This is a genomic window from Peptoniphilus sp. DNF00840 (genome assembly GCF_001553125.1).
GTDB lineage: Bacteria > Bacillota > Clostridia > Tissierellales > Peptoniphilaceae > Peptoniphilus_A > Peptoniphilus_A vaginalis.
Genome location: NZ_KQ960211.1, coordinates 59857 through 80471, shown reverse-complemented (window position 1 = coordinate 80471; position 20615 = coordinate 59857). Strand labels below are relative to the sequence as shown.

Annotated in this window: 22 protein-coding genes; 18 read left to right on the top strand and 4 right to left on the bottom strand. The window is 34.5% G+C overall.

Annotated features, from left to right (window positions below; genetic code table 11):
• The first annotated feature begins 279 nt into the window (after nt 1–279).
• Complete coding sequence (locus HMPREF1864_RS04835) at nt 280–903, top strand: hypothetical protein (RefSeq protein ID WP_062571708.1); 624 nt, start codon at nt 280–282, stop codon at nt 901–903.
• A gap of 438 nt (nt 904–1341) precedes the next feature.
• On the opposite strand, the gene HMPREF1864_RS04825 is transcribed toward HMPREF1864_RS04835, so the two are convergent.
• Nucleotides 1342–1932, bottom strand: a complete 591-nt coding sequence (locus HMPREF1864_RS04825; RefSeq protein WP_062571706.1) for a TlpA family protein disulfide reductase — start codon at nt 1930–1932, stop codon at nt 1342–1344.
• 160 nt (nt 1933–2092) lie between these two features.
• Between HMPREF1864_RS04825 and HMPREF1864_RS04820 the strand changes: the two genes are divergently transcribed.
• The 12 genes from HMPREF1864_RS04820 to HMPREF1864_RS04765 all read left to right on the top strand — a co-directional run bounded on the left by HMPREF1864_RS04820 (nt 2093) and on the right by HMPREF1864_RS04765 (nt 12942).
• Nucleotides 2093–3040, top strand: a complete 948-nt coding sequence (locus HMPREF1864_RS04820) for a nucleoside hydrolase (protein ID WP_062571705.1) — start codon at nt 2093–2095, stop codon at nt 3038–3040.
• A complete protein-coding gene (locus HMPREF1864_RS04815; protein WP_062571704.1) occupies nt 3037–3582 on the top strand; it encodes an ECF transporter S component in 546 nt (181 codons plus the stop codon). Before HMPREF1864_RS04820 ends, HMPREF1864_RS04815 begins: the two co-directional genes overlap by 4 nt.
• 265 nt (nt 3583–3847) lie before the next feature.
• Nucleotides 3848–4171 carry a hypothetical protein gene (locus HMPREF1864_RS04810; RefSeq protein ID WP_062571703.1) on the top strand — a complete coding sequence of 108 codons (324 nt, stop codon included), beginning with the start codon at nt 3848–3850 and terminating at the stop codon, nt 4169–4171.
• The gene (locus HMPREF1864_RS04805; RefSeq protein ID WP_062571702.1) at nt 4158–6107 is read left to right on the top strand and encodes a V-type ATP synthase subunit I; all 1950 of its coding nucleotides are present in this window, start codon (nt 4158–4160) and stop codon (nt 6105–6107) included. Before HMPREF1864_RS04810 ends, HMPREF1864_RS04805 begins: the two co-directional genes overlap by 14 nt.
• A gap of 10 nt (nt 6108–6117) precedes the next feature.
• Nucleotides 6118–6588, top strand: coding sequence for a V-type ATP synthase subunit K (locus HMPREF1864_RS04800; protein WP_197415059.1), 471 nt, complete (start codon nt 6118–6120; stop codon nt 6586–6588).
• Between the two features lie 8 nt (nt 6589–6596).
• Nucleotides 6597–7145, top strand: coding sequence for a V-type ATP synthase subunit E (locus tag HMPREF1864_RS04795; RefSeq protein ID WP_062571701.1), 549 nt, complete (start codon nt 6597–6599; stop codon nt 7143–7145).
• 17 nt (nt 7146–7162) lie between these two features.
• Nucleotides 7163–8155, top strand: coding sequence for a V-type ATP synthase subunit C (locus tag HMPREF1864_RS04790; RefSeq protein WP_062571700.1), 993 nt, complete (start codon nt 7163–7165; stop codon nt 8153–8155).
• The gene (locus tag HMPREF1864_RS04785; RefSeq protein ID WP_062571699.1) at nt 8148–8462 is read left to right on the top strand and encodes a V-type ATP synthase subunit F; all 315 of its coding nucleotides are present in this window, start codon (nt 8148–8150) and stop codon (nt 8460–8462) included. Before HMPREF1864_RS04790 ends, HMPREF1864_RS04785 begins: the two co-directional genes overlap by 8 nt.
• 27 nt (nt 8463–8489) lie before the next feature.
• Nucleotides 8490–10259, top strand: coding sequence for a V-type ATP synthase subunit A (locus tag HMPREF1864_RS04780; RefSeq protein WP_062571698.1), 1770 nt, complete (start codon nt 8490–8492; stop codon nt 10257–10259).
• A complete protein-coding gene (locus tag HMPREF1864_RS04775) occupies nt 10252–11676 on the top strand; it encodes a V-type ATP synthase subunit B (RefSeq protein ID WP_062571697.1) in 1425 nt (474 codons plus the stop codon). Before HMPREF1864_RS04780 ends, HMPREF1864_RS04775 begins: the two co-directional genes overlap by 8 nt.
• Nucleotides 11676–12359: a V-type ATP synthase subunit D gene (locus HMPREF1864_RS04770; RefSeq protein WP_062571696.1), complete on the top strand. Its 684-nt coding sequence runs from the start codon at nt 11676–11678 to the stop codon at nt 12357–12359. The genes HMPREF1864_RS04775 and HMPREF1864_RS04770 overlap by 1 nt, the downstream gene beginning before the upstream one ends.
• Nucleotides 12360–12561: 202 nt before the next feature.
• Entirely contained in the window at nt 12562–12942 is a 381-nt protein-coding gene (locus tag HMPREF1864_RS04765) for a lactoylglutathione lyase (RefSeq protein WP_062571695.1), read from the top strand.
• Between the two features lie 100 nt (nt 12943–13042).
• On the opposite strand, the gene HMPREF1864_RS04760 is transcribed toward HMPREF1864_RS04765, so the two are convergent.
• A complete protein-coding gene (locus tag HMPREF1864_RS04760) occupies nt 13043–13495 on the bottom strand; it encodes a DUF3021 domain-containing protein (protein ID WP_062571694.1) in 453 nt (150 codons plus the stop codon).
• A 9-nt stretch (nt 13496–13504) separates the two neighbouring features.
• Nucleotides 13505–13945, bottom strand: coding sequence for a LytTR family DNA-binding domain-containing protein (locus HMPREF1864_RS04755; protein WP_062571693.1), 441 nt, complete (start codon nt 13943–13945; stop codon nt 13505–13507).
• Between the two features lie 183 nt (nt 13946–14128).
• On the opposite strand from HMPREF1864_RS04755, the gene HMPREF1864_RS04750 reads away from it, so the two are divergent.
• Nucleotides 14129–14650, top strand: a complete 522-nt coding sequence (locus HMPREF1864_RS04750) for a DUF3783 domain-containing protein (protein ID WP_062571692.1) — start codon at nt 14129–14131, stop codon at nt 14648–14650.
• 175 nt (nt 14651–14825) lie between these two features.
• On the opposite strand, the gene carB is transcribed toward HMPREF1864_RS04750, so the two are convergent.
• Nucleotides 14826–18029, bottom strand: a complete 3204-nt coding sequence (gene carB / locus HMPREF1864_RS04745) for a carbamoyl-phosphate synthase large subunit (protein ID WP_062571691.1) — start codon at nt 18027–18029, stop codon at nt 14826–14828.
• Between the two features lie 277 nt (nt 18030–18306).
• Between carB and HMPREF1864_RS04740 the strand changes: the two genes are divergently transcribed.
• The 4 genes from HMPREF1864_RS04740 (at nt 18307) to HMPREF1864_RS04725 (ending at nt 20615) form a co-directional block, all read left to right on the top strand.
• Nucleotides 18307–18510 carry a hypothetical protein gene (locus tag HMPREF1864_RS04740; RefSeq protein ID WP_062571690.1) on the top strand — a complete coding sequence of 68 codons (204 nt, stop codon included), beginning with the start codon at nt 18307–18309 and terminating at the stop codon, nt 18508–18510.
• Between the two features lie 107 nt (nt 18511–18617).
• Complete coding sequence (locus tag HMPREF1864_RS04735) at nt 18618–19694, top strand: glycosyltransferase (RefSeq protein ID WP_062571689.1); 1077 nt, start codon at nt 18618–18620, stop codon at nt 19692–19694.
• The gene (locus HMPREF1864_RS04730; protein WP_062571688.1) at nt 19675–20142 is read left to right on the top strand and encodes a DUF4330 family protein; all 468 of its coding nucleotides are present in this window, start codon (nt 19675–19677) and stop codon (nt 20140–20142) included. The genes HMPREF1864_RS04735 and HMPREF1864_RS04730 overlap by 20 nt, the downstream gene beginning before the upstream one ends.
• Nucleotides 20139–20615, top strand: a complete 477-nt coding sequence (locus HMPREF1864_RS04725; RefSeq protein WP_062571687.1) for a DUF4330 domain-containing protein — start codon at nt 20139–20141, stop codon at nt 20613–20615. The genes HMPREF1864_RS04730 and HMPREF1864_RS04725 overlap by 4 nt, the downstream gene beginning before the upstream one ends.

The window sequence follows — 20615 nt, the reverse complement described above, 5'->3', positions numbered from 1 at the left end:
CAGGAGTAGTATCAAAGATTCTTGACTAATCCTTGGATTACAAAATAAAAAATTAGAGGGAGCTAATGCTCCCTCTTTTTTTGATTGGATTTATGGACTTAAAATTTGATGAGTATATAGGTCTTAATCTTCGTGAAAATTTCTATTTTCTTATCTCAGTGATAAAATAATGTTTGCTAAATTAATGAAAAGGTTTTACCATTGGCTTGATTTATGATTGTTATGGGTTTATAATCAAGATATAGAATCGTCCAAACAAATAAAGGAAGGAAGGTATATATGAAAAAGTTTATTGCTAGTATGTTATTGGTTTTGCTTTTATTGACTCAAGTATATGCAGCTGACGATTTTGAGGATACTAAAAATTATATACAAGTAGATAAAATAAGAGTATCCATAGATTATGATTTGGATGAAATACAAATTGATAGAAGAGATACAGACACTGGAAAAATTGTCTACATATATGATAATGATGGCAATTTATTAGAAACAATTGAAGAGATAAAAGTTATTGGAAAGAATAATACTTCTACACGTTCTTGCGGAGAAGAGTCTAGAAACATTATAAGAACTTTTTATGAAGGAAATGCTAGAGTAAGTATAAGGGCGTTTTGTACTGTATATGATGAATGTAGCTCTTCTGGAAATAGAACACATGTTATAAAAGTACATAATGCTGATATGTATTTAAGTAGTAGTGGTTTTTCTGAATTAACTAACGAAAGAACATTAATTATTGGAGACACAAGAGTACAATGTACTGGAGTTATAACAGTAGAAGTAGAAGCAGAAGCTCAGGCTGATGTAACAGTTTTTGAAAGGGCTGGATTTAAAGTCACAGGTAAAGTTGGAGGCCGATATAAACTTAGAAAAGATTTTAATAGGACTATAGATTTCTAATGAAAAGAATTATAAATAGGTTTATTCACTTTTTTACTTTATTTATTATAAATTTTTCTTTAAATTATAATGGAGTGAGTGTATTTGGTGGAACTGGATCTCTCTATAGTAAATGGATAGGTTATAATCGTATAAAAGCTATAAGAGGAGTGTCACAAAGCTCAATTAGAGAAGCCTTTATATTTATGGTTCTAACTTTGATTGTGGATATTTTTATAATTAGGGATATTTATATAATCTTAAAAGAATTGAAAAAAGATTATAAAAATTGATTTTATTTGGACGGTTCGAGAGTACTGATATTTCAGTACTCTTTTAAAATTTTATTTTCGTACTTTATATACTTAGTCTATATTTCTTATGTAAATTTAAACAAAAAAGAGATGGGAAATCCATCTCTTAGTATATTTAGCTTGTCTCATAAAATACTAATAAATATTATTTATTTTCTTCAAGTAATTTGTCAATTGTTGCTGCAAGAGAGTCCTTGTCTTTTTTACCAACGAAGCCACCTAGGACCTTTCCTTCAGAATTTACAAAAAATGTAGTTGGCATTGCAGTGATATGAACAAGGCTGTCTTCTGTTGTTGGATTTGGCATAATATTTGTGTAAGTTACTCCAGCTTTCTTTATAATTTCGTGAGCTTCTTCTACATTTGTATCCATACTTGCATTAGTATCGACAATTACACCAAGAAAATTGATCTTGTCCTTGTATTTTTCGTGAAGTGCAGCAAGGTCTGGCATCTCTTCCTTACAAGGTCCACAGAAAGTTCCCCAAACATTTACAAGTGTAAGAGGTTTTTCCTTATAAAAATCTTCAGACTTTACAATATCTCCCTTTTCAATTTCAAGAGTTTGGAAGTCGAACTTTTCAATAGGCATAGATTCTAAATCAATTGCTGATGCAGTTTTTTCTGTAGCTTCTTTAGAATTTGTTTCCTTTGAATTATCTCCAGTTTTTTTATTGCAGGCGAATAGACTTAGTGCAACTGCAAATAGAATTAGGATTTTAAATAGTTTTTTCATTTAATCACTCCAGTGTAAAATTTTTTAATTTTGCCTAAGTCAATTATACTTGATAGGTAAAAGCTTGTCTATTTATTAAAAATAAGGTATAATTTATTTCACTTGTTCGGGAACTCCAAGTATAAAAAACTAATTGTTCTCCAAAGAAATGGAGGTTATTATGAAGAAAATTATTATTGACGCAGATCCCGGGATTGATGATTCCATTGCTATTATGCTAGCCAGCATGGTAAAGGAATATAAAATCCTCGGGATTTCTTTAGTTTCAGGAAATGTTCATATTGAAAAGGGAAGAAAAAATGTCCTAAGGCTTATGAAGTTTTTAAATAAAGATTTTAAAATCTACATGGGTTCACAAGGACCCCTTTGCAAGGAATTTATTAATGCAGAGGACACCCATGGTCAAGATGGACTTGGCGAAACTTATTTAGACTATGATGAGGAAGAAGTTGATGGAGATGCCATTGACTTTTTAATCGAAGAGGCAAGAAATGGGGACTTGACAATTTTTGCCCTGGGACCCCTAAGTAATCTTGCAAGGGCCCTTGAAAAAGATAGGGATGCCTTTAAGGACACAAGGATAATTGTAATGGGTGGTAACTTCAGGAGTCATGGTAACATGAGTCCTGTGGCAGAGTTTAATTTTTATGTTGATCCAGAGGCGGCAGACTATGTAATTAAAAATGCACCGAGAAAAATTGAAATTGTCCCTCTCGATGTCACAAGAGAGTTTGTCTTGACGCCAAGCATTCTTGCTTACATCAAGAGATTAAATTTTGAAGTTGGAAACTTTTTAGAAAAAATTACAAACTTCTACATGGATTTCCACTGGAAGTACGAAAAAATTATTGGGTCTGTGATAAATGATCCCCTCACAATTCTTTTAGAGAGAAATCCAGACTTGTTTTTGGGAAGGACCTATCATGCAGACTGCATTTGTGATGGACCTGCAAGGGGTATGCTCATGGTGGATGCCATGGACTTTATGAAGAAAGAGAAGAATGTAATCATATATGAAGGGATAGAAGTCTTTGAAGTCTGGAGAGATTTTATAGAGCTTATTACTGGCAAAGAAGTGGACATAGATATCTTAGGTGATTTGCTATGAAGTTTTCAACAAAAAAAATCACCCTCTTGGCACTTTGCATAGCTATCAATATGGTGGGGTCTTGGATTGGAGTAGTTGTTAAGCTTCCAATTTATCTTGACTCCATAGGAACTATAATGGCAGGTTTTGCCTTTGGACCAATCTTTGGTGTCTTAGCAGGACTTGTAACAGCCTTTGTAAACACCATAGGCGATCCAATTGCCCTATACTTTATGCCAACTCAATTAATCGTTGGCTTCACTGCAGGTTATTTTGAATTTTTAAAGCGAGATAACTATATGTCCAAATTCTATCTCACTCCTTTTATGTCAATTCCTGCTGCAATTTCATCAGCACTAATTGCAACCTATCTCTTTGGTACTGTTACAACTGCTGGTTCATCCTATATAGTCCAAGCCCTTCGTGCTGTGATGGACTTGCCAGACTTTTTAATAGTATTTATAATTCAAATTATTACAGACTATGCAGACAAACTAATTTCAATTTTATTAGTTTCAAAAATCTACAACATGACAGCCTTTCAAAGTATTCTAAAGAATTAAATTTATTAGCTAACCACTTCGCGAGAGGTGGTTTTTTATTTAGGAAAAAATCTTTTTATTTTGTTATATTATTTTTATAAATCCAGTTACTTTTATTCACAAAATTGAATTTAATATTTACTTTTTTACTAAATTTTAAATAAATAATCATAAGTAGGGTAACAGTAAGCTAAATACAAATTAAAGATTAAAAATATTTAGTTAAATATAGTTTTAACAAGTGATATAATTAATTTGTGAAAGATTTTACACTGGAGGTGATTTAGTGTCAGATGATGCAGTAAAAAAAGTTAAAGACACTGAAGCTGAGGCAAAAAAAATAATTGGCGATGCTGAAGTTAAAGCCAAGGAAATTATGAAAAAGGCAAAAGAGAAAGCCGAAGAAGCCTATCAAAAAATTGTTGATGAAGCTGGCAGTAGAAAGGATGCCTATCTTGAAAAGGCAAGACTTGAAGCTGAGGAAGCTATTAAACCAATAGGTGAAGAGGCAGATAAAAAAATTGCTGAAATTTCAAAAAATTCTAAAGGCAAAGAAGCTGAAATTGTAAAGTCAGTGGTAGAGAGGATTGTGAATAATGGCAATAGTTAAGATGAAAAAATTCAAACTCTTTATCTTTGATGAGAACAGGGAAAATTTGATAAATAAATTTCAAAAGTTTAACTATGTTCACATTGACGAGTCTGATTTTGATGAGGACAACTTTTCAGAAGATGATTTCACAAGACCTAGGTCATCAGAAGATTTAATTGAAATTGATGACAAAATCAAGAGATCCAAGGAAGATATTGATCTATTACTTAAGTTTAAGGACAAGGAAAACCCAATAAAGGCCATGAAGGATGGGGTTAGTAATATAAGCCTTGAAGAACTTACGGCAAGAGCCATGACTTTCCCCTTTGAAAAAATTGATGGAGAGATAAGGACCCTTGTAGATAAAAAAGATAAAAACAAGAGCAAGATTCAAAATATTGATTCAAAAATTGCAGAGTTAAAACCTTGGGAGGACCTATCATCTTCCTTAAAAGATTTAAGTAAGCTGGGTTATGTAAACATTTACACAGGAACAGTATCATCAAATCATGCAGAAAACTTTGAGGGAGAAGTTATAAAAAATGACTTGGTCTACCTTGAAAGAGTTTCTAAGGACAAAAACTTTAACTATTATTTGATGATAGTTGAAAAATCCATAGATGATGAAATTAAGACTCTAATGACAAGTTATGGATTCACTCCTATAAACATCAAGTCAGATGGAAGAGTTAAGGAGACAATAGGATCCTATGAGAAAGATAAAGATTTACTTTTTGAAAAGAACAATAAAATCGAAGATGAATTAAGGACTTATTTAAAATACCTAGAAGACTTTAAGTACTCTTATGAACATTACAGGAATGAAAAGATAAAAATAATGTCTGAGAGGAAGTTTTTGAAAACTACTGAAGTAAACCTAATTGAGGGGTACGTTCCAGAAGATAAACTAAGTGATTTGGAAAAGGAAATTCAAAAAGTTTGCAAGGACAACTACTATTTAAGGGCTGAAGAACCAGATAGGGATTCAAAAGAAGTGCCAATCTTACTAAAGAATAACGCCTTTGTAAGTCCCTTTGAGATTATGACAGAAATGTACTCCATGCCTAGATACAATGAAATAGACCCAACACCTTTCTTTGCACCTTTTTATTTTATATTTGCAGGGATAATGGTTGGCGACTTTGGTTATGGTTTGCTAGTATTTTTGGCAACATTCTTTGCCTTAAAGAAATTTAATCTAACAGATAAGAAGAGAAGGTTTTTCAAGTTTTTCAACTACCTATCTATTTCCACAATTATATTTGGATTAGTGTTCGGGTCCTTTTTTGGAGGAATTATTGAATTGCCAAGCCTTATTGACCCAGCAGAGGATTCTACTCTCTTGGTAATCCTTTCAGTTATCCTAGGCGGAATCCACATATTCTTTGGTCTTGGTATCAGGGCTTATATGAATATACGTGACGGCAAGCCAAGGGATGCCCTATACGATGTAGGATTTTGGTATATGGCAGTTTTGGGAGCTATTGGATTTATACTTGGAAAGGTCCTTCCACAAGTTGCACCTTATGGCAAGTTACTCATGATTATAATGATTATTGGCATGGTTGGAATTGTTGCAACAGGTGGCAGGGAAGAAAAGTCGAGGGGAGCAAAGATTGGTTGGGGAGTTTATTCTCTTTACGGAATCACATCTTATCTTGGAGACTTTGTATCTTACCTAAGACTTATGGCACTTGTTTTATCAGGTTCCTTCTTGGGGCTTGCAATAAATATGATTGCAAGAATGCTTTTTGAATCAAACTTATTGGGCAAATTATTTGCCATAGTAATTTTTGTGGTATTCCAATTATTTAATGCCTTTCTTTCTTATTTGTCAGCCTATGTTCACACAGCAAGGCTTACTTATGTAGAAATGTTTAATAAATTCTATGAAGGTGGAGGCATACCTTTCAAAAAAATGATAGAAAATTCAGATTACTTTAATATAGACTAGGAGGATTAATATGTTTAATGGACTAATGGAAGAATATGGCGGATTGATTTTAGGATCAATTGGAATTTTTTTAGCAGTAGCACTTTCTGGTGCAGGATCAGCTAAGGGAGTAGGTATGGCAGGGGAAGCTGCTGCAGGAGTAGTAATTGACGAACCAGAAAAATTTGGTAAGTCCCTTGTACTTCAATTGCTTCCAGGTACACAAGGTCTTTACGGTTTTGTAATTGGACTATTTATTTTATTTAGACTTGCTGTTGATACACCAATTAACACAGGATTTATGTACCTAGCAAGTGGTGCCGTAATTGGTCTTGCAGGACTTGTATCTGCAGTTGCTCAAGGTAAGGTATCTGTTGCAGGTATCAACATCCTTGCTAAAAACGAAGAACAACAAGCAAAGGGTATTATCTTTGCAGTAATGGTTGAGCTTTACGCTATTCTTGCCTTTGCAATTTCATTCTTTATCCTATTTAGAGCCTAGGTGATACTATGGCAGGACTTGAAAATATTTTAAACAAAATAATTAAGGATGCAGAGGAAAAGGCCCAACTCATAATAAAAGAAGCTGAAGAAAAAGAAAAAACTATTATAGAAAATAGAGAAGAAGAAGGCAGATTTCTCGCCAACAAAATAGGCGAGATTGCCGAAAGAGAAAGGGAAGACATCTTAAAGAGATCTAAGTCATCAGAAGAACTTAAGGCAAGGGACAAAATCTTATCTGAAAAAAACAGGATAATAGATGAGGTCCTTGAAAAAGTTGTAAGTGAACTTGAAAACCTGTCTGAAGATGATTTTGTAAAATTCTTAAAAAATAACTTAGGAGATGAAAATCTTAAGGGTGGGACTATTGATATTCCCCAAAAATATAGGGATGCTGTAGAAAAGGCAGACCTTGGCTTTAAAATATCTGACAAGGATTTAAAGAGTGGCTTTGTCCTTAACAAGGATAATTTAATTTACAATGGAGATTTTAGGTCTCTTGTAAAATCTGAGAGAGAAGACTTAGAGAAATTTTTAGCTGAAAAACTATTCAGTTAAGAGGAAAAGGTGATTTAATGGATAGAAATAAATTTATCCAAAGTTCCACAAGGCTAAGAGTTTTGGAAAAGGAACTTTTAAAAAGTGAAAACTTTATAAGAATATCTGAACAAGATACTTTGGAAGACGCACTTAGATCTCTATCTGATACAGTTTACAACAAGTTTATAAATAAAATATCTTCTCCCACAGAATATGAAGTCATCTTAAAAGAGGAGCTTACGAGGTTCTATAGTGAGGTCTATGACATTTCCCCATCAAGAATCCCAGTGGACCTAGTTACTTTAAAATACTTCTACCACAATCTAAAGGTCCTAATTAAGGAAAAGATTGGGGGAGAAGACTTAAAGGACCTTTTTATGGCATTTGGCGGCTTTGATATCAAGGAATATAGAGATGGAATCTTAAAGGGTAGCAAGAGAAATAAATATTTTGAACTTATAGGAAAAATTGAGGAAGTCTACGAAGAAAAGAAGGACCCTCAAATTATTGATATATATCTTGATAATGCCTACTTTAAGGACCTACTTGACCTGGCAGAAGAATCTGAAGTTGACCTATTTATAAATTACGCAAAAAATCTAATTGATTTTACAAATATTAGGACCCTTCTCAGGGCAAAAAAACAGGAAAAGGATGTGGAATTTTTAAGAAACATTATCCTTCCTGGAGGTAAGCTAAGAGAAGAAGCCTATCTTGATTTATTAAATAGGGAAATTTTTTCAGATACTGAAGCCTTCAAGAGGCTTGATATTTATAAGTATATAAAGGATGGCCTTGACGATTTTAAAGAAAAGGGAAGCCTATCAAACTTTGAGAGGGAGATGGACAATTACTTTATAGACCTTATTAAGGATGTAAAATACATCACCTATGGTCCAGAAGTTATTTTTGCCAATGTCTTGGCAAAGGAAATGGAAATTAAAAACCTAAGAATTATTTTGGTTTCTAAATTAAATGGACTTGATGGTGAATTTATAAGAGAAAAGTTGCGTGATAGTTATGTATAAAATTGCAGTTGTTGGAGACAAGGACTCGGTTTTATCTTTTAAGGCAATAGGCATAGAAGTCTTTGTTGCCTATGAAGATAAGGAAGCGAGAAGTCTGGTAGATAGTCTTGCAAAGGAAGATTATGGTGTAATTTATATCACAGAAGATCTTGCAGCAAAAATACCAAAGACAATCGAAAGATATAATGATGAGTTAATACCAGCCATTATAGTTATCCCATCTAACAAGGGAACTCTTGGTATTGGTATGAAGAACTTAAATAAAAACGTGGAAAAGGCAGTTGGAGCGAATATATTAGGTGACTAGTCACCTTTTTATAAAGGAGGATCTTTATTGAAATCAGGAAAGATAATTAAAGTATCCGGACCACTTGTTGTAGCCAGCGGCATGGAAGATGCCAATGTCTATGACGTGGTAGAAGTTTCTAAAGACAAATTAATTGGTGAAGTTATTGAAATGAGAGGGGACAAGGCCTCTATACAAGTATATGAAGAAACTACAGGCATAGGTCCTGGAGATGAAGTTTATACAACAGGAGCACCCCTATCAGTAGAGCTGGGACCTGGAATGATTGAGCAAATGTTTGATGGAATCCAAAGGCCCCTAGTTGGACTTAGAAACGAAGCCGGAGACTTTCTAGAAAGAGGAGTTACAGTAAATCCTTTAAATAGAGATAAAAAATGGGAATTTAAAAAAGTTGCCAATGTTGGAGATGAAGTTGAACCAGGAGATGTTCTTGGTACAGTTGAAGAAACTTCAGTGGTAACTCACAAGATTATGGTTCCCAATGGAATAAGGGGTAAAGTTAAGGACATAAAAGAAGGTTCCTTTACAGTTGCTGATACAATTGCAGTTATTGAAACTGAAGATGGCGACAAGGAACTTAATATGATTCAAAAGTGGCCTGTAAGAAAGGGAAGACCATACAAGAAAAAGATTGATCCTAAGGAACCACTTATAACAGGACAAAGGGTAATTGATACCTTCTTCCCAATAACTAAGGGTGGTACTGCAGCTATACCAGGACCTTTTGGTTCAGGCAAGACAGTTGTACAACATCAACTTGCCAAGTGGGCAGATGCACAAATAGTTGTCTATGTTGGTTGTGGTGAACGTGGAAATGAAATGACAGACGTACTTATGGAATTTCCAGAACTAATGGATCCAGCTACTGGCGAATCCATTATGAAGAGGACAGTTCTTATTGCCAACACATCTAATATGCCAGTTGCTGCTCGTGAAGCTTCAATTTATACAGGAATCACAATTTCTGAATACTTTAGGGACATGGGATATTCTGTAGCCATGATGGCTGACTCAACATCTCGTTGGGCAGAGGCCCTTCGTGAAATGTCTGGTCGTCTTGAAGAAATGCCTGGTGACGAAGGTTATCCAGCTTATCTTGCATCAAGAATTGCAGAATTTTATGAAAGAGCAGGACGTGTTCTTGTAAATGGTAAAGAAGAAAGGGAAGGTGCCTTATCAGTTATAGGTGCAGTTTCTCCTCCAGGTGGAGATATTTCTGAACCAGTTACACAAAACACACTTAGAATTGTAAAAATTTTCTGGAAACTTGACTATGATTTGTCATATCAAAGGCACTTCCCAGCAATTAACTGGATAGATTCTTACTCTTTGTATCAACCAAAGATAGATGCTTATTTAGATGAAAATATAGACAGAAGATTTTCTAAACTTAGAAAGAGATCCATGGCACTTCTACAAGAAGAAACTTCTCTACTTGAAGTAGTAAGACTTGTTGGCCGTGATTCACTTTCTGATGAAGATCAAATGAAGTTACACACAAGTAAGTCAATTCGTGAAGACTTCTTACAACAAAATGCCTTCCACGATGTTGATACCTTCTGTCCATTAGAAAAGCAATTTAAAATGCTAGACACAATTCTTTACTTCTACGATAAGGGACAAGAAGCCTTAGTTAAGGGAGCTTACTTCAGCGAAATCGAAGAGCTTGATGTAAAGGAAAGTATTGCTAGGATGAAGTACCTTCCAAATGATGAATTGGAAAAACTTGATGAAATAAAGGACAAAATTGATAGTCAACTTAAGAATTTAGTAGGGGTCGGTGATACAGATGCTTAAAGAATATAAATCAGTAACAGAAGTTGTTGGACCTCTTATGACTGTTGAAGGTGTAGAAGGTGCAGCCTATGAAGAATTAGTTGACATTGAGCTGCAAAATGGAGAAAAAAGACGTGGCCGTGTTATAGAAATTGATGGCGACAAGGCCATGGTACAAATCTTTGAAGGTTCTAGTGGTATTAACCTAAAGGATACAAGTGTTAGGTTCTTAGGCAAGCCTCTTGAACTTGGAGTTTCACCTGATATGATTGGTAGAGTCTTTGATGGACTTGGAGAACCAATTGATGACGGTCCAAAAATTATTCCAGAAGAAAAAATTGATATAAATGGTACTGCAATAAATCCAGTATCTAGGGACTACCCATCAGAGTTTATTCAAACAGGTGTATCTGTAATTGACGGACTTAACACTCTTGTTAGGGGACAAAAACTTCCTATATTCTCTGAAGCAGGACTTCCTCACAACGAGCTTGCAGCTCAAATAGCAAGACAAGCTACAGTACTTTCTGGTGGAGACTTTGCCGTTGTCTTTGCAGCTATGGGTATTACCTTTGAAGAAGCTCAATACTTTATTGATGACTTCACAAAGACAGGAGCCATTGACAGGGCAGTTCTATTTATGAACCTTGCAAATGACCCTGCTATTGAAAGACTTGCAACACCAAAGATGGCCCTTACTGCAGCAGAGTACTTGGCCTTCGAACAAGGTAAGCACGTTCTTGTTATCTTAACAGATATGACAAACTATGCAGAAGCCCTAAGAGAAGTTTCTGCAGCAAGAAAAGAAGTTCCAGGTAGACGTGGTTACCCAGGTTATTTATATACTGACCTTGCAGGTATCTACGAAAGAGCAGGAAGGATTAAGGGCAGAGAAGGATCTATTACACAAATTCCTATCTTGACAATGCCAGAAGGGGACATCACTCACCCAATCCCTGACTTGACAGGTTATATCACAGAGGGACAAATAATCCTATCAACTCAATTATTTAAGCAAGGTCTTGAACCACCAATTAACGCAATCCCATCCCTATCAAGACTTAAGGACAAGGGTATTGGGGAAGGCAAGACTCGTGAAGACCATGCAGATACAATGAACCAAATTTACGCTGCCTATACAGCTGGTAAGGAAGCAAAGGAACTTTCTGCAATCTTAGGGGAAACTGCCCTTACAGAAACTGACAAGGCCTTTGCACAATTTGCAGATATGTTTGAAAAACAATATGTATCTCAAGGTTTTGAAACTAATAGACCTATACTTGAAACCCTAAATCTAGGTTGGGAGCTTCTATCAATAATTCCTAAGACAGAGCTTAAGAGAATTGACGACAAATTAATTGAAAAATATTTGGGCGATAAGGAGAATAAAGAGGAGGATTCTAAGGATCCTAAAAATTTAGAAAATGAGGGATTATAATGGCAAGACTAAATATAAACCCCACAAGGATGAACTTATCCATTCTAAAGACTAAACTTGAAACTTCAAAGAGAGGCCACAAATTATTAAAGGACAAGCAAGATGAACTTATGAGACAGTTCATTACTCTTATCAAAGAAAATAAAAAGCTAAGACTTGAAGTAGAAGATAAACTACAAAATTCCTTCAAGGCCTTCTTAATGGCATCAGCTGCCATGAGTCCAGAGATGTTAGAAGAGGCTATTGCCCTTCCAACTACAAAGACTCTTGTTGATATAAGAAAGAAAAACGTAATGTCTGTTGACGTGCCAGAGATGGAATTTTTAACTGAGAAGACATCAGAAGATGCTTCAAGATATCCCTACGGATATGCTCAGACAACTTCGGACCTTGACTCAGCAATTGATAATCTAACAGAAGTTATGGAAGAGCTACTCACTCTAACTCAAAAGGAAAAGGCATCTCAACTCCTCGCCAATGAAATCGAAAAGACAAGGAGAAGGGTGAACGCTCTTGAGTATAAGACTATTCCAGACCTAGAAGAAACGATAAAATATATTCGTTCAAAACTTGATGAAAGTGAAAGAGCAAATATAACAAGACTTATGAAAGTCAAGGACATCATCTCAAAGGAAGAGATGAAGGAAGAAAAAACAGAAAAAGTAAATGCAGAACTTGCATAAGAATAAAAAAGCTAGAGAAAATTCTCTGGCTTTTTTCTTTTGCAAGCATAAGTAAACATAAAACTACTTCTTAATAATTTTTTATAAATTACTACAGACTCATCCATTAAGTATGGAAGGACACTTTTGTGTAAGTAGATTAACTTTTGGTTATAAATTAATTAAAGAAAAGCAAGACAAGATATAAGAGAGGGAGGAAGAAATGAAATTTTTACACACAATGATTAGGGTAAAGGACCTTGAAAGGTCAGAGAAATTTTACAAAGAAGCACTGGGTTTTGTTGAGTCAAGACGCAAGGACTTCCCAGAAGATGAATTCACACTTTTGTATTTAAAGTTAGAAGACTCACCCTTTGAATTAGAGTTAACTTATAACTACGACGGAAGAGATTATACAATTGGTGACGGATACGGTCACATTGCAATTTCTCACCCAGACATAAAATCCTTTAGGGAAGAGTTGAAGAGCAAGGGTTACGATGTAACAGAATTAAAGTCGCTTTCAGACAAGTCAGATTTCTACTTCTTTGTGAAGGACCCAGATGGATATAAGATTGAAGTAATTGGAGAAAAAAATAAATAAAGAATAACCACCTTGTGAAATAAAATTGAAGTGCTATCCTCTAGTTGGTTTTTAAGTCCAACTTTTGGGGTTAGTTCAAATTCATAAGGTGGTTTCTTTTTTACATATTATTTTTTAATTTTGCATTTAATTTTTCTACGTCCCTTTTGAAAATTGTATATTCAATAAACCAAATCGCAAGGTAGATTAAAAAGTAAGTGGCAAAGAAGATTGCCAAGGCTTGAAGGGATCTTTGAAACCAAAATAACTTATAACCCACAAAGCTTATTGTAAAGGCAGTTAAAAGGAAGTGAATGATTGTCTTTTTTAAAATAGAAAATTTTTCTTCTTTCCAAACAAGAGATGCAAGGCTAAAAACTATGCCAAGAAGTCCCGTAAGGCAGATGGAAGAAAGGCTTGCAGAGAATACAGAAGCAGAACTTTCTATTAAGTCAGGGTTAGCTAGGGTAAAACCCCCATCCAAAAAAATGTAGGACATAAAAATTGAAATAACAAGTAATACAAATTCACAAATCAAAATCCCATTTATAATTTGACTAATAATTTTTTTCATAAAATCACCTCATATACCAAGAGTTTCCTTAATTTTTTTCACATATCTTCGAGAGACAAAGGTTCTGGAATTATTTTTCATAATGACAGAAATAGTTCCCGAATAAGATAAGTCGAAGCTATCGACTAAGTTTAGGTTAATTAGTTCAGAATTTGAAATCCGCACAAACTTTTTTAGCTTTAAGTCCTCTTCAAGTTGATAAATTCTTTTCTTTATCTGAAATTTTTCATCTATAGACTCAGCAAAAACTTTTGAATCCTCTGTATAAATCCTATAAATCTTACCGGGATTTAAAATTTTAATCTTCTCGCCAAGATAGGCAAGCAAAATATTATCAGAATTTTCTAAGACAAAGGACTTAAGCCTTAAAACTTCTTCTGTAAGTTTATCAGTATATACAACAGCCTTGGGCAACTTAAAATTTTCATCTATTTTAATTTCAAAATCCATTTCCGACCTCCTTTACTTATAATATAAATCATTGTGAAGAAAAGTAAATAAAACTTATCTAAGTGGTCGAAAATTTAATGTAAGTGGAAAAAAAGAGTTTCTAAATTTATCTCATAAAAATTACTAAGATAATAAAGGCAATAAATAAATTAAAATTGGGTAAACAAATATAGAGGTGTTTAAATGAAGAAAATTTTATTATATGGGTTAGATATTGAAAAGACAAAAATCACTGAAGAAGTTGCAAGGTACTTTGGAATTGAATTAAATAAGATAAATAAAGAAAACCTAGAAGAGAAGGTTGGAGAACTTTTTAAAGAAGACTTAAGCAAAAATGAAAGCCTTGAAGCAGAAGAAAAGTTAATGGTTTTTCCAGATATGGATAGGGAAGAACTTCGAGACTTTTTGCTTACACTTAAAGACAGGGGAGTCATAGTTGACCATAAGTGCGTCCTCACAAAGACCAATGCAGAGTGGACTTTTGGATTTTTAATGGGACACATTGCAGATGAACACAGAGTGGTTACAAAATTTAGGGAACTTGGTGGACTTGTTAAACTTGCCCTTGAAAAACTCGAAAAAGAAATAGACCAAGACCTAAAGGACCTTGTGGATAGGGCAATGGAAAATAGGAACAGAGGACTTGACGAAGAAAAAATAGATAAGGACATAAGAGACTTAAAAGAAAAATTAAATGTAAAATAAGTTGTACCCAGAAAATTTTCTGACTTATTTTTATGATTAGGATTTGAAAAGGGAAAGTAATGCAGCAGCTAATAAGATTATAAAAATTTAATTTACTAAGGAGAGATAAAAATCAAAATAACCTCGATGTTTTATTTACACCGAGGTTATTTTTATGTCTTATAAGGTTTTTATTTTATAATTCTGTTATGTTGTAGATGTCCATATTTTCTTCATGGAATTTTTTATTCTTCACAGCTACTCTTGCTGCTAGGGTGTCAAGGGATGTCACTATGTCGATGACGTATTCTGTAGCCATTCTTCTAATTTTGAAACCATCTCTTGTTGAGTCGCCACCCTTTGTTGGAGTGTTAACTACTAAGTCGATTTCTCCATTTCTTATTACGTCAAGGATATTTGGTCTTGGGTCGTTGATCTTGCCAACTTCTTTTGCATCAATTCCTGCTTCTCTTAAGAATTTGCAAGTTCCCTTAGTTGCTACAATCTTGTAGCCCATTTCATTCATTGTCTTAGCAATTCCTAAGAATTCTTCCTTGTCATTGTCATTTACTGTTGCAAGTACACGGGATGCTTTGTCTTCTATTGCAGAGCCTCCTGCCAAGAAGCCTTTGAAAAGTGCTTCGTCAATGTCTTTTCCAACTCCAAGAACTTCTCCAGTTGATTTCATTTCAGGTCCAAGAGAAATTTCTACTCTGTTGAGTTTGGACATAGAGAAGACTGGTACCTTAACAGCCATTAGCTTTGGCTCTTTGTAAATTCCTGTTCCATAACCAAGGTCTTTTAATTTTTCACCAAGCATTGTCTTTGTTGCAAGGTCAACTATTGGTACTCCTGAAACCTTTGAGATGTAAGGCACTGTTCTTGATGCACGAGGATTTACTTCTATGATGTAAAGGTCATTTTTGTATTCGATGAATTGGATGTTAACCATGCCCTTAACGTGAAGTGCCTTGGCAATTTTCTTTGTGTAGTCAAGTATCTTATCTTTGATTTTACTTGAGATGTTAATGCTTGGATAAATTGTTATTGAGTCACCAGAGTGAACTCCAGCCCTTTCAAGGTGTTCCATGATACCTGGTATTAGGACATCGTCGCCGTCGGAGATTGCATCAACTTCAATCTCACGACCTACTAGGTACTTGTCTATTAAGACTGGATTGATTGCATCTCTTTCGAAGGCACTCTTTAGGTAAGTCATAAGGCTGTTTTCGTCATAAGTTATTTGCATACCTTGACCGCCAAGTACATAGGATGGTCTAACAAGTAGTGGATAGCCAAGTTCCTTTGCAGTTTCAAGTCCCTCTTTTACAGTGAAGACCCCGTGTCCCTTAGGTCTGTTGATTTTTAATTCTTCAAGCATTTCGTCAAACTTTTCTCTGTCTTCAGCCCTGTCGATATCTTCGAAGTCTGTTCCAAGTATATTTATCTTTTGTTGGTGAAGATATTTTGCAAGTTTGATTGCAGTTTGACCACCAAAGGCTAGGATAACTCCCATTGGTTTTTCTGTTTCAATTATTGATTTAACTTCTTCTTCTGTAAGTGGTTCAAAGTAAAGCTTGTCTGATGTGTCGAAGTCAGTTGAAACAGTTTCTGGGTTGTTGTTTATTGTAATTGTTTCGATTCCCATCTTGATTAGGGCCTTGATTGCGTGAACGCTACAGTAGTCAAATTCGATACCTTGACCAATTCTTATTGGGCCAGATCCAATTACAATTATTTTTTTCTTGTCAGAGATTATATTTTCGTCTGTCTTTTCATAAGTAGAGTAGTAGTAGGCACCATTTTTTCTAAAAGGAGATGTGTCTACTCTTCTATAGTTTGGAAGGATATTGTTCTTTTTACGAAGTTCTACTACCTTATCAATGTCTACGCCAAGGGCAGAAGCAATAGTCTTGTCTGAGAAGCCTAGCTTCTTAAGCTTAGATAATTCTTCAGGAGTCATTGTGTCAAGGCTTAACTTCTTAAGATTTTCTTCTTCGTGAACAATATTTTCGATTTTTTCTAAGAAGTAGAGGTCAATACCTGTTATGTCGTGAATCATTTCTATAGAAAGTCCACGTCTAATGATTTCTGCAACATCAAAGAGTCTTTCATCATCAGGGAATTTTATTCTCTTCTTTAATTCTTCAGTAGTTCTTTCTTCAGAGAACTTTGATTCAAGAGAGAATTTGGAAATTTCAAGAGATCTTATACCCTTTAAGAGGGCTTCTTCAAAGGATGAGCCAATTGACATAACTTCACCAGTTGCCATCATCTTTGTGCCAAGCTTTCTATTGGCAAACTTGAACTTGTCGAAAGGCCATTTAGGAATTTTAACAACTACATAGTTACAAGAAGGTTCGTAAGTTTCTATTGTTTCACCAGTAGTTTCGTTTTGGATTTCATTTAAGTTTAGACCAAGGGCAATCTTTGTTGCGATTCTTGCTATTGGGTAGCCTGTTGCCTTTGATGCAAGAGCTGATGAACGAGAAACCCTTGGGTTAATTTCTATAACTGCATAGTCAAGAGTTTCAGGGTTAAGAGCAAGTTGAACATTACAAGCACCAACAACATTTACATTTTCTACTATATTTAAGGCAGAATTCCTTAACTTTTGTAAAACATCCTTATCAAGACTTTGGCAAGGGGCAACAACTATTGAGTCTCCTGTGTGAACTCCAACTGGGTCCACATTTTCCATATCGCAGACAATAATTTTTTCACCAGCAGAGTCCCTTATTACTTCGAATTCAATTTCCATCCAACCACGAATAGATTTTTCGAGAAGACATTCATTTACTGGGCTAAGGCTAAGACCGTGAGATAAAACTTCAACAAGTTCTTCTTCGTTATAGGCAAAGCCGCCACCAGTTCCTCCTAGGGTATAGGCAGGTCTAACAACTAGAGGGTAACCAATTTTCTTTGCAAGTGTCTTACCTTCTTCAAGACTTGTTGCAATTTCAGATTCAATGATTGGCTCTCCAATCTCTTGCATTGTCTTTCTAAAAATATCTCTGTCTTCGCCCTTCTTTATGGCATCAATATCAGTACCAATGATTTTTATTCCATACTTGTCAAGAATTCCACGTTTGTCTAGTTCAAGGGTCATATTAAGACCAGTTTGTCCACCCATACCAGCGATTAGTGAATCAGGTCTTTCCTTTTCTATAATTTTTTCAATAAAGGAAATGGTAATTGGCTCGATATAAATTTTATCGGCAACACCCTTGTCTGTCATAATAGTAGCAGGATTTGAGTTTACAAGAACAGTTTCAACTCCATTATTCTTTAGAGTTTCGCAAGCTTGTGTACCTGAGTAGTCAAACTCAGCAGCCTGTCCTATAACAATTGGACCAGATCCTATTACTAGCGTCTTCTTAATTGAATTATCTCTTGGCATTTTTTTCTCCTTTTTTTCCAAATAAAAGATCAAACATTCTTAAAAATGGGCAAAAAAAATTTATGTTATTAAATTTGCTCAAAAAAAAATCATGCACAAGGACATGATTAACGTCAGTCCTTGGACTGATTTTTTATTTTTTTATCTTTAACATTAAATCACTTTTTAGATTCAATTGCAAGAACTTTTTCTAAATAAAAAATTATTTTTATTAACTGGCTTTATTAACCAGTTTGGAGGACATTATAAAAGTTTTTTGTGGGTTTTTATTAGATAAATGAAGAAATGTAAGCTTACAAAAACTTATAAAGGACTGGAAGACCCTAGGGCCATAAAAAGATATGAGCTAACAAATATTCATAGACTTGTAAAAATTTATGAAGTCGTAAAAAATTATGAAGTCGTAAAAGATGAAAAAGTTGTAGGACTTTATGAAGTCATAAAAGTTAAAAAAGTTGAAGTACTTTGCAAAGTCGCATAGGGTTAAGAAAGGCTCTAGCCATTAAATTGACAAGCAATTGTCCTATTGATATAATTATTTAGATTTTATTCAATGATTAAGTTTTTATCAAATGAAAGATGATGATTATGAAAATTTTGCACCTATTAAATTATGTTGGTAGGGGAGGTAGCGAAAGCTACATCAAAAATTTAATAAATACTGGGTCCGACTTTGAACACCAGCTTCTTTATAATATTGATGGAGGTGGAGTCAAAGACTTCCAAGACTTGGGAGTAAAAACTATCCAATGCGATATGAGGTCTCCCTTGGATTTAAAAGCATCAAAATTTTTGAAGAATTATGTGAAGGAAAGTGACATAGATCTTGTTCACACACACTTTATGAGAGAAAATGGGATTGCCTTTCTCAGCAAGGTTCTTGGAATGAAGGTCCCTGTGATAAACACAAGGCACATGGTGTCACAAATTTCAAAAAAATCTGCTATCTTAAATAGAATATTCTTCACAAAGAATGAAAAAATTATTGGAGTTAGCTCTCTGGTAAAGAAGAAGCTATTGGAAGAAGGTGCTAAGGAAGAAAAAATCCTAGTCCTTCCACCACCAATCCCAGTGATTAATCAAGTTGAGCCTCTTAATAAGGAAAAAGATGAAAAGTGGATTCTTTCTGTTGGAAGATTTTCAGAAGAAAAGGGAATTCTTTTTTTTATTGATGGACTAAATGAACTTTTTAAGGAAATTGATAAGGCAAGGGCACTGATAATTGGATATGGTGATCTTGAAGACCAGATGAAAAAGAAAATTCACGATTATAATCTTGAAGGTAAGGTTGAAATTGTTGGCTATAGGTCGAAACCCTTTGATTATTTGGCAGCGGCTGATTTATACGTCAACCATTCTAAGGAGGAAGCCTTTGGACTTTCCATAGTTGAGGCGGCATACTCTGGGGCACCTCTACTCATCACGAATAATTGTGGAGCAAGGGACTACTTTAATGAAGAGAATGGATCAGCCTTGACTTATGACTATGGAAACATTCAAGAGTTTAAGCTAAAGGCCTTAGAGATATTAACTAAGGATGAACTTAAAAATAATTTAAAGGACAAGACCCAAAAGATTTTGGATAAGGACTTAAATCAAAGACAAGTAATTAAAAATATTGAAAGCGTATATGAAGGAGCAATAAGTGAAAGCAGGAAAAATTAAAATTTTAGATATTATTTTTGTAATTTTGTTTGCAGTTTTCTTAGTAATTGTATTCAAGCAAAAATCTTCTAAAGATATAGATGTGGCTGACACAAGTGTGGTCTTAGCACTTGAAGCAGATGAAACTGAATCTTACAATAAGGATGTGCCAAAGGTTGGCGACAAGGTTATTGACAAGAGGAGAAATAGTGAAATTGGGGTTGTAAAAGAAATCCAAGTTAATGATGCTATTGACAACCCTATGTCTGAATACACAGGAATTGAAAATGGAAGAGGAAAAAATTCGGAATTCAATTCTATTAGATTTTTAGTAAGTTCCAAAGCCAAGGTCAAGGATGATGGAATCTATGTAAATGGTTTTAATTATCTCCTAGGTGATGAACTCACATTTACTGTTGGTGACTTGCAAATTTTTGCAAAGATTAAGAACCTTGAGGTGAGCAAATGAAATTAAAGTTTAAATTTATAGATTTATTTATAATACTTGCTTGCATTGGGGCAGGAATCCTCTTTGTTAGCAGATTAAACCTAGCAGATGGACGAGGTCAAGTCCTACAAAAGGATGAAAAAGCAGAAATCACTATGGCTGTTCCTTTTATTGAAAGTGAAATAATTGACCACCTAAAAGTTGGCGACCCTGTAAAAGATGTCATGGCAAATAATCCTATTGGAAAGGTAACAAAGATTGAAGTAACTGAAATTGATCCTAGGGACTTTACCTTTGAAGGAAAAGTTCTTAAGTTTGATGACAAACTTTATAAGAAAGCCACTGTTACAATTGAAGCTCAGGGTAAGAAAACTGACAAGGGTATCCTAATAGGACAAACAAATTATTTCACAGGTCAAACTAACACCTTTGGAGCTGGACTTGTAAAACTTTTTAACGTAAGGATATCTGGCATAAAGTATCTTGGTGAGTAA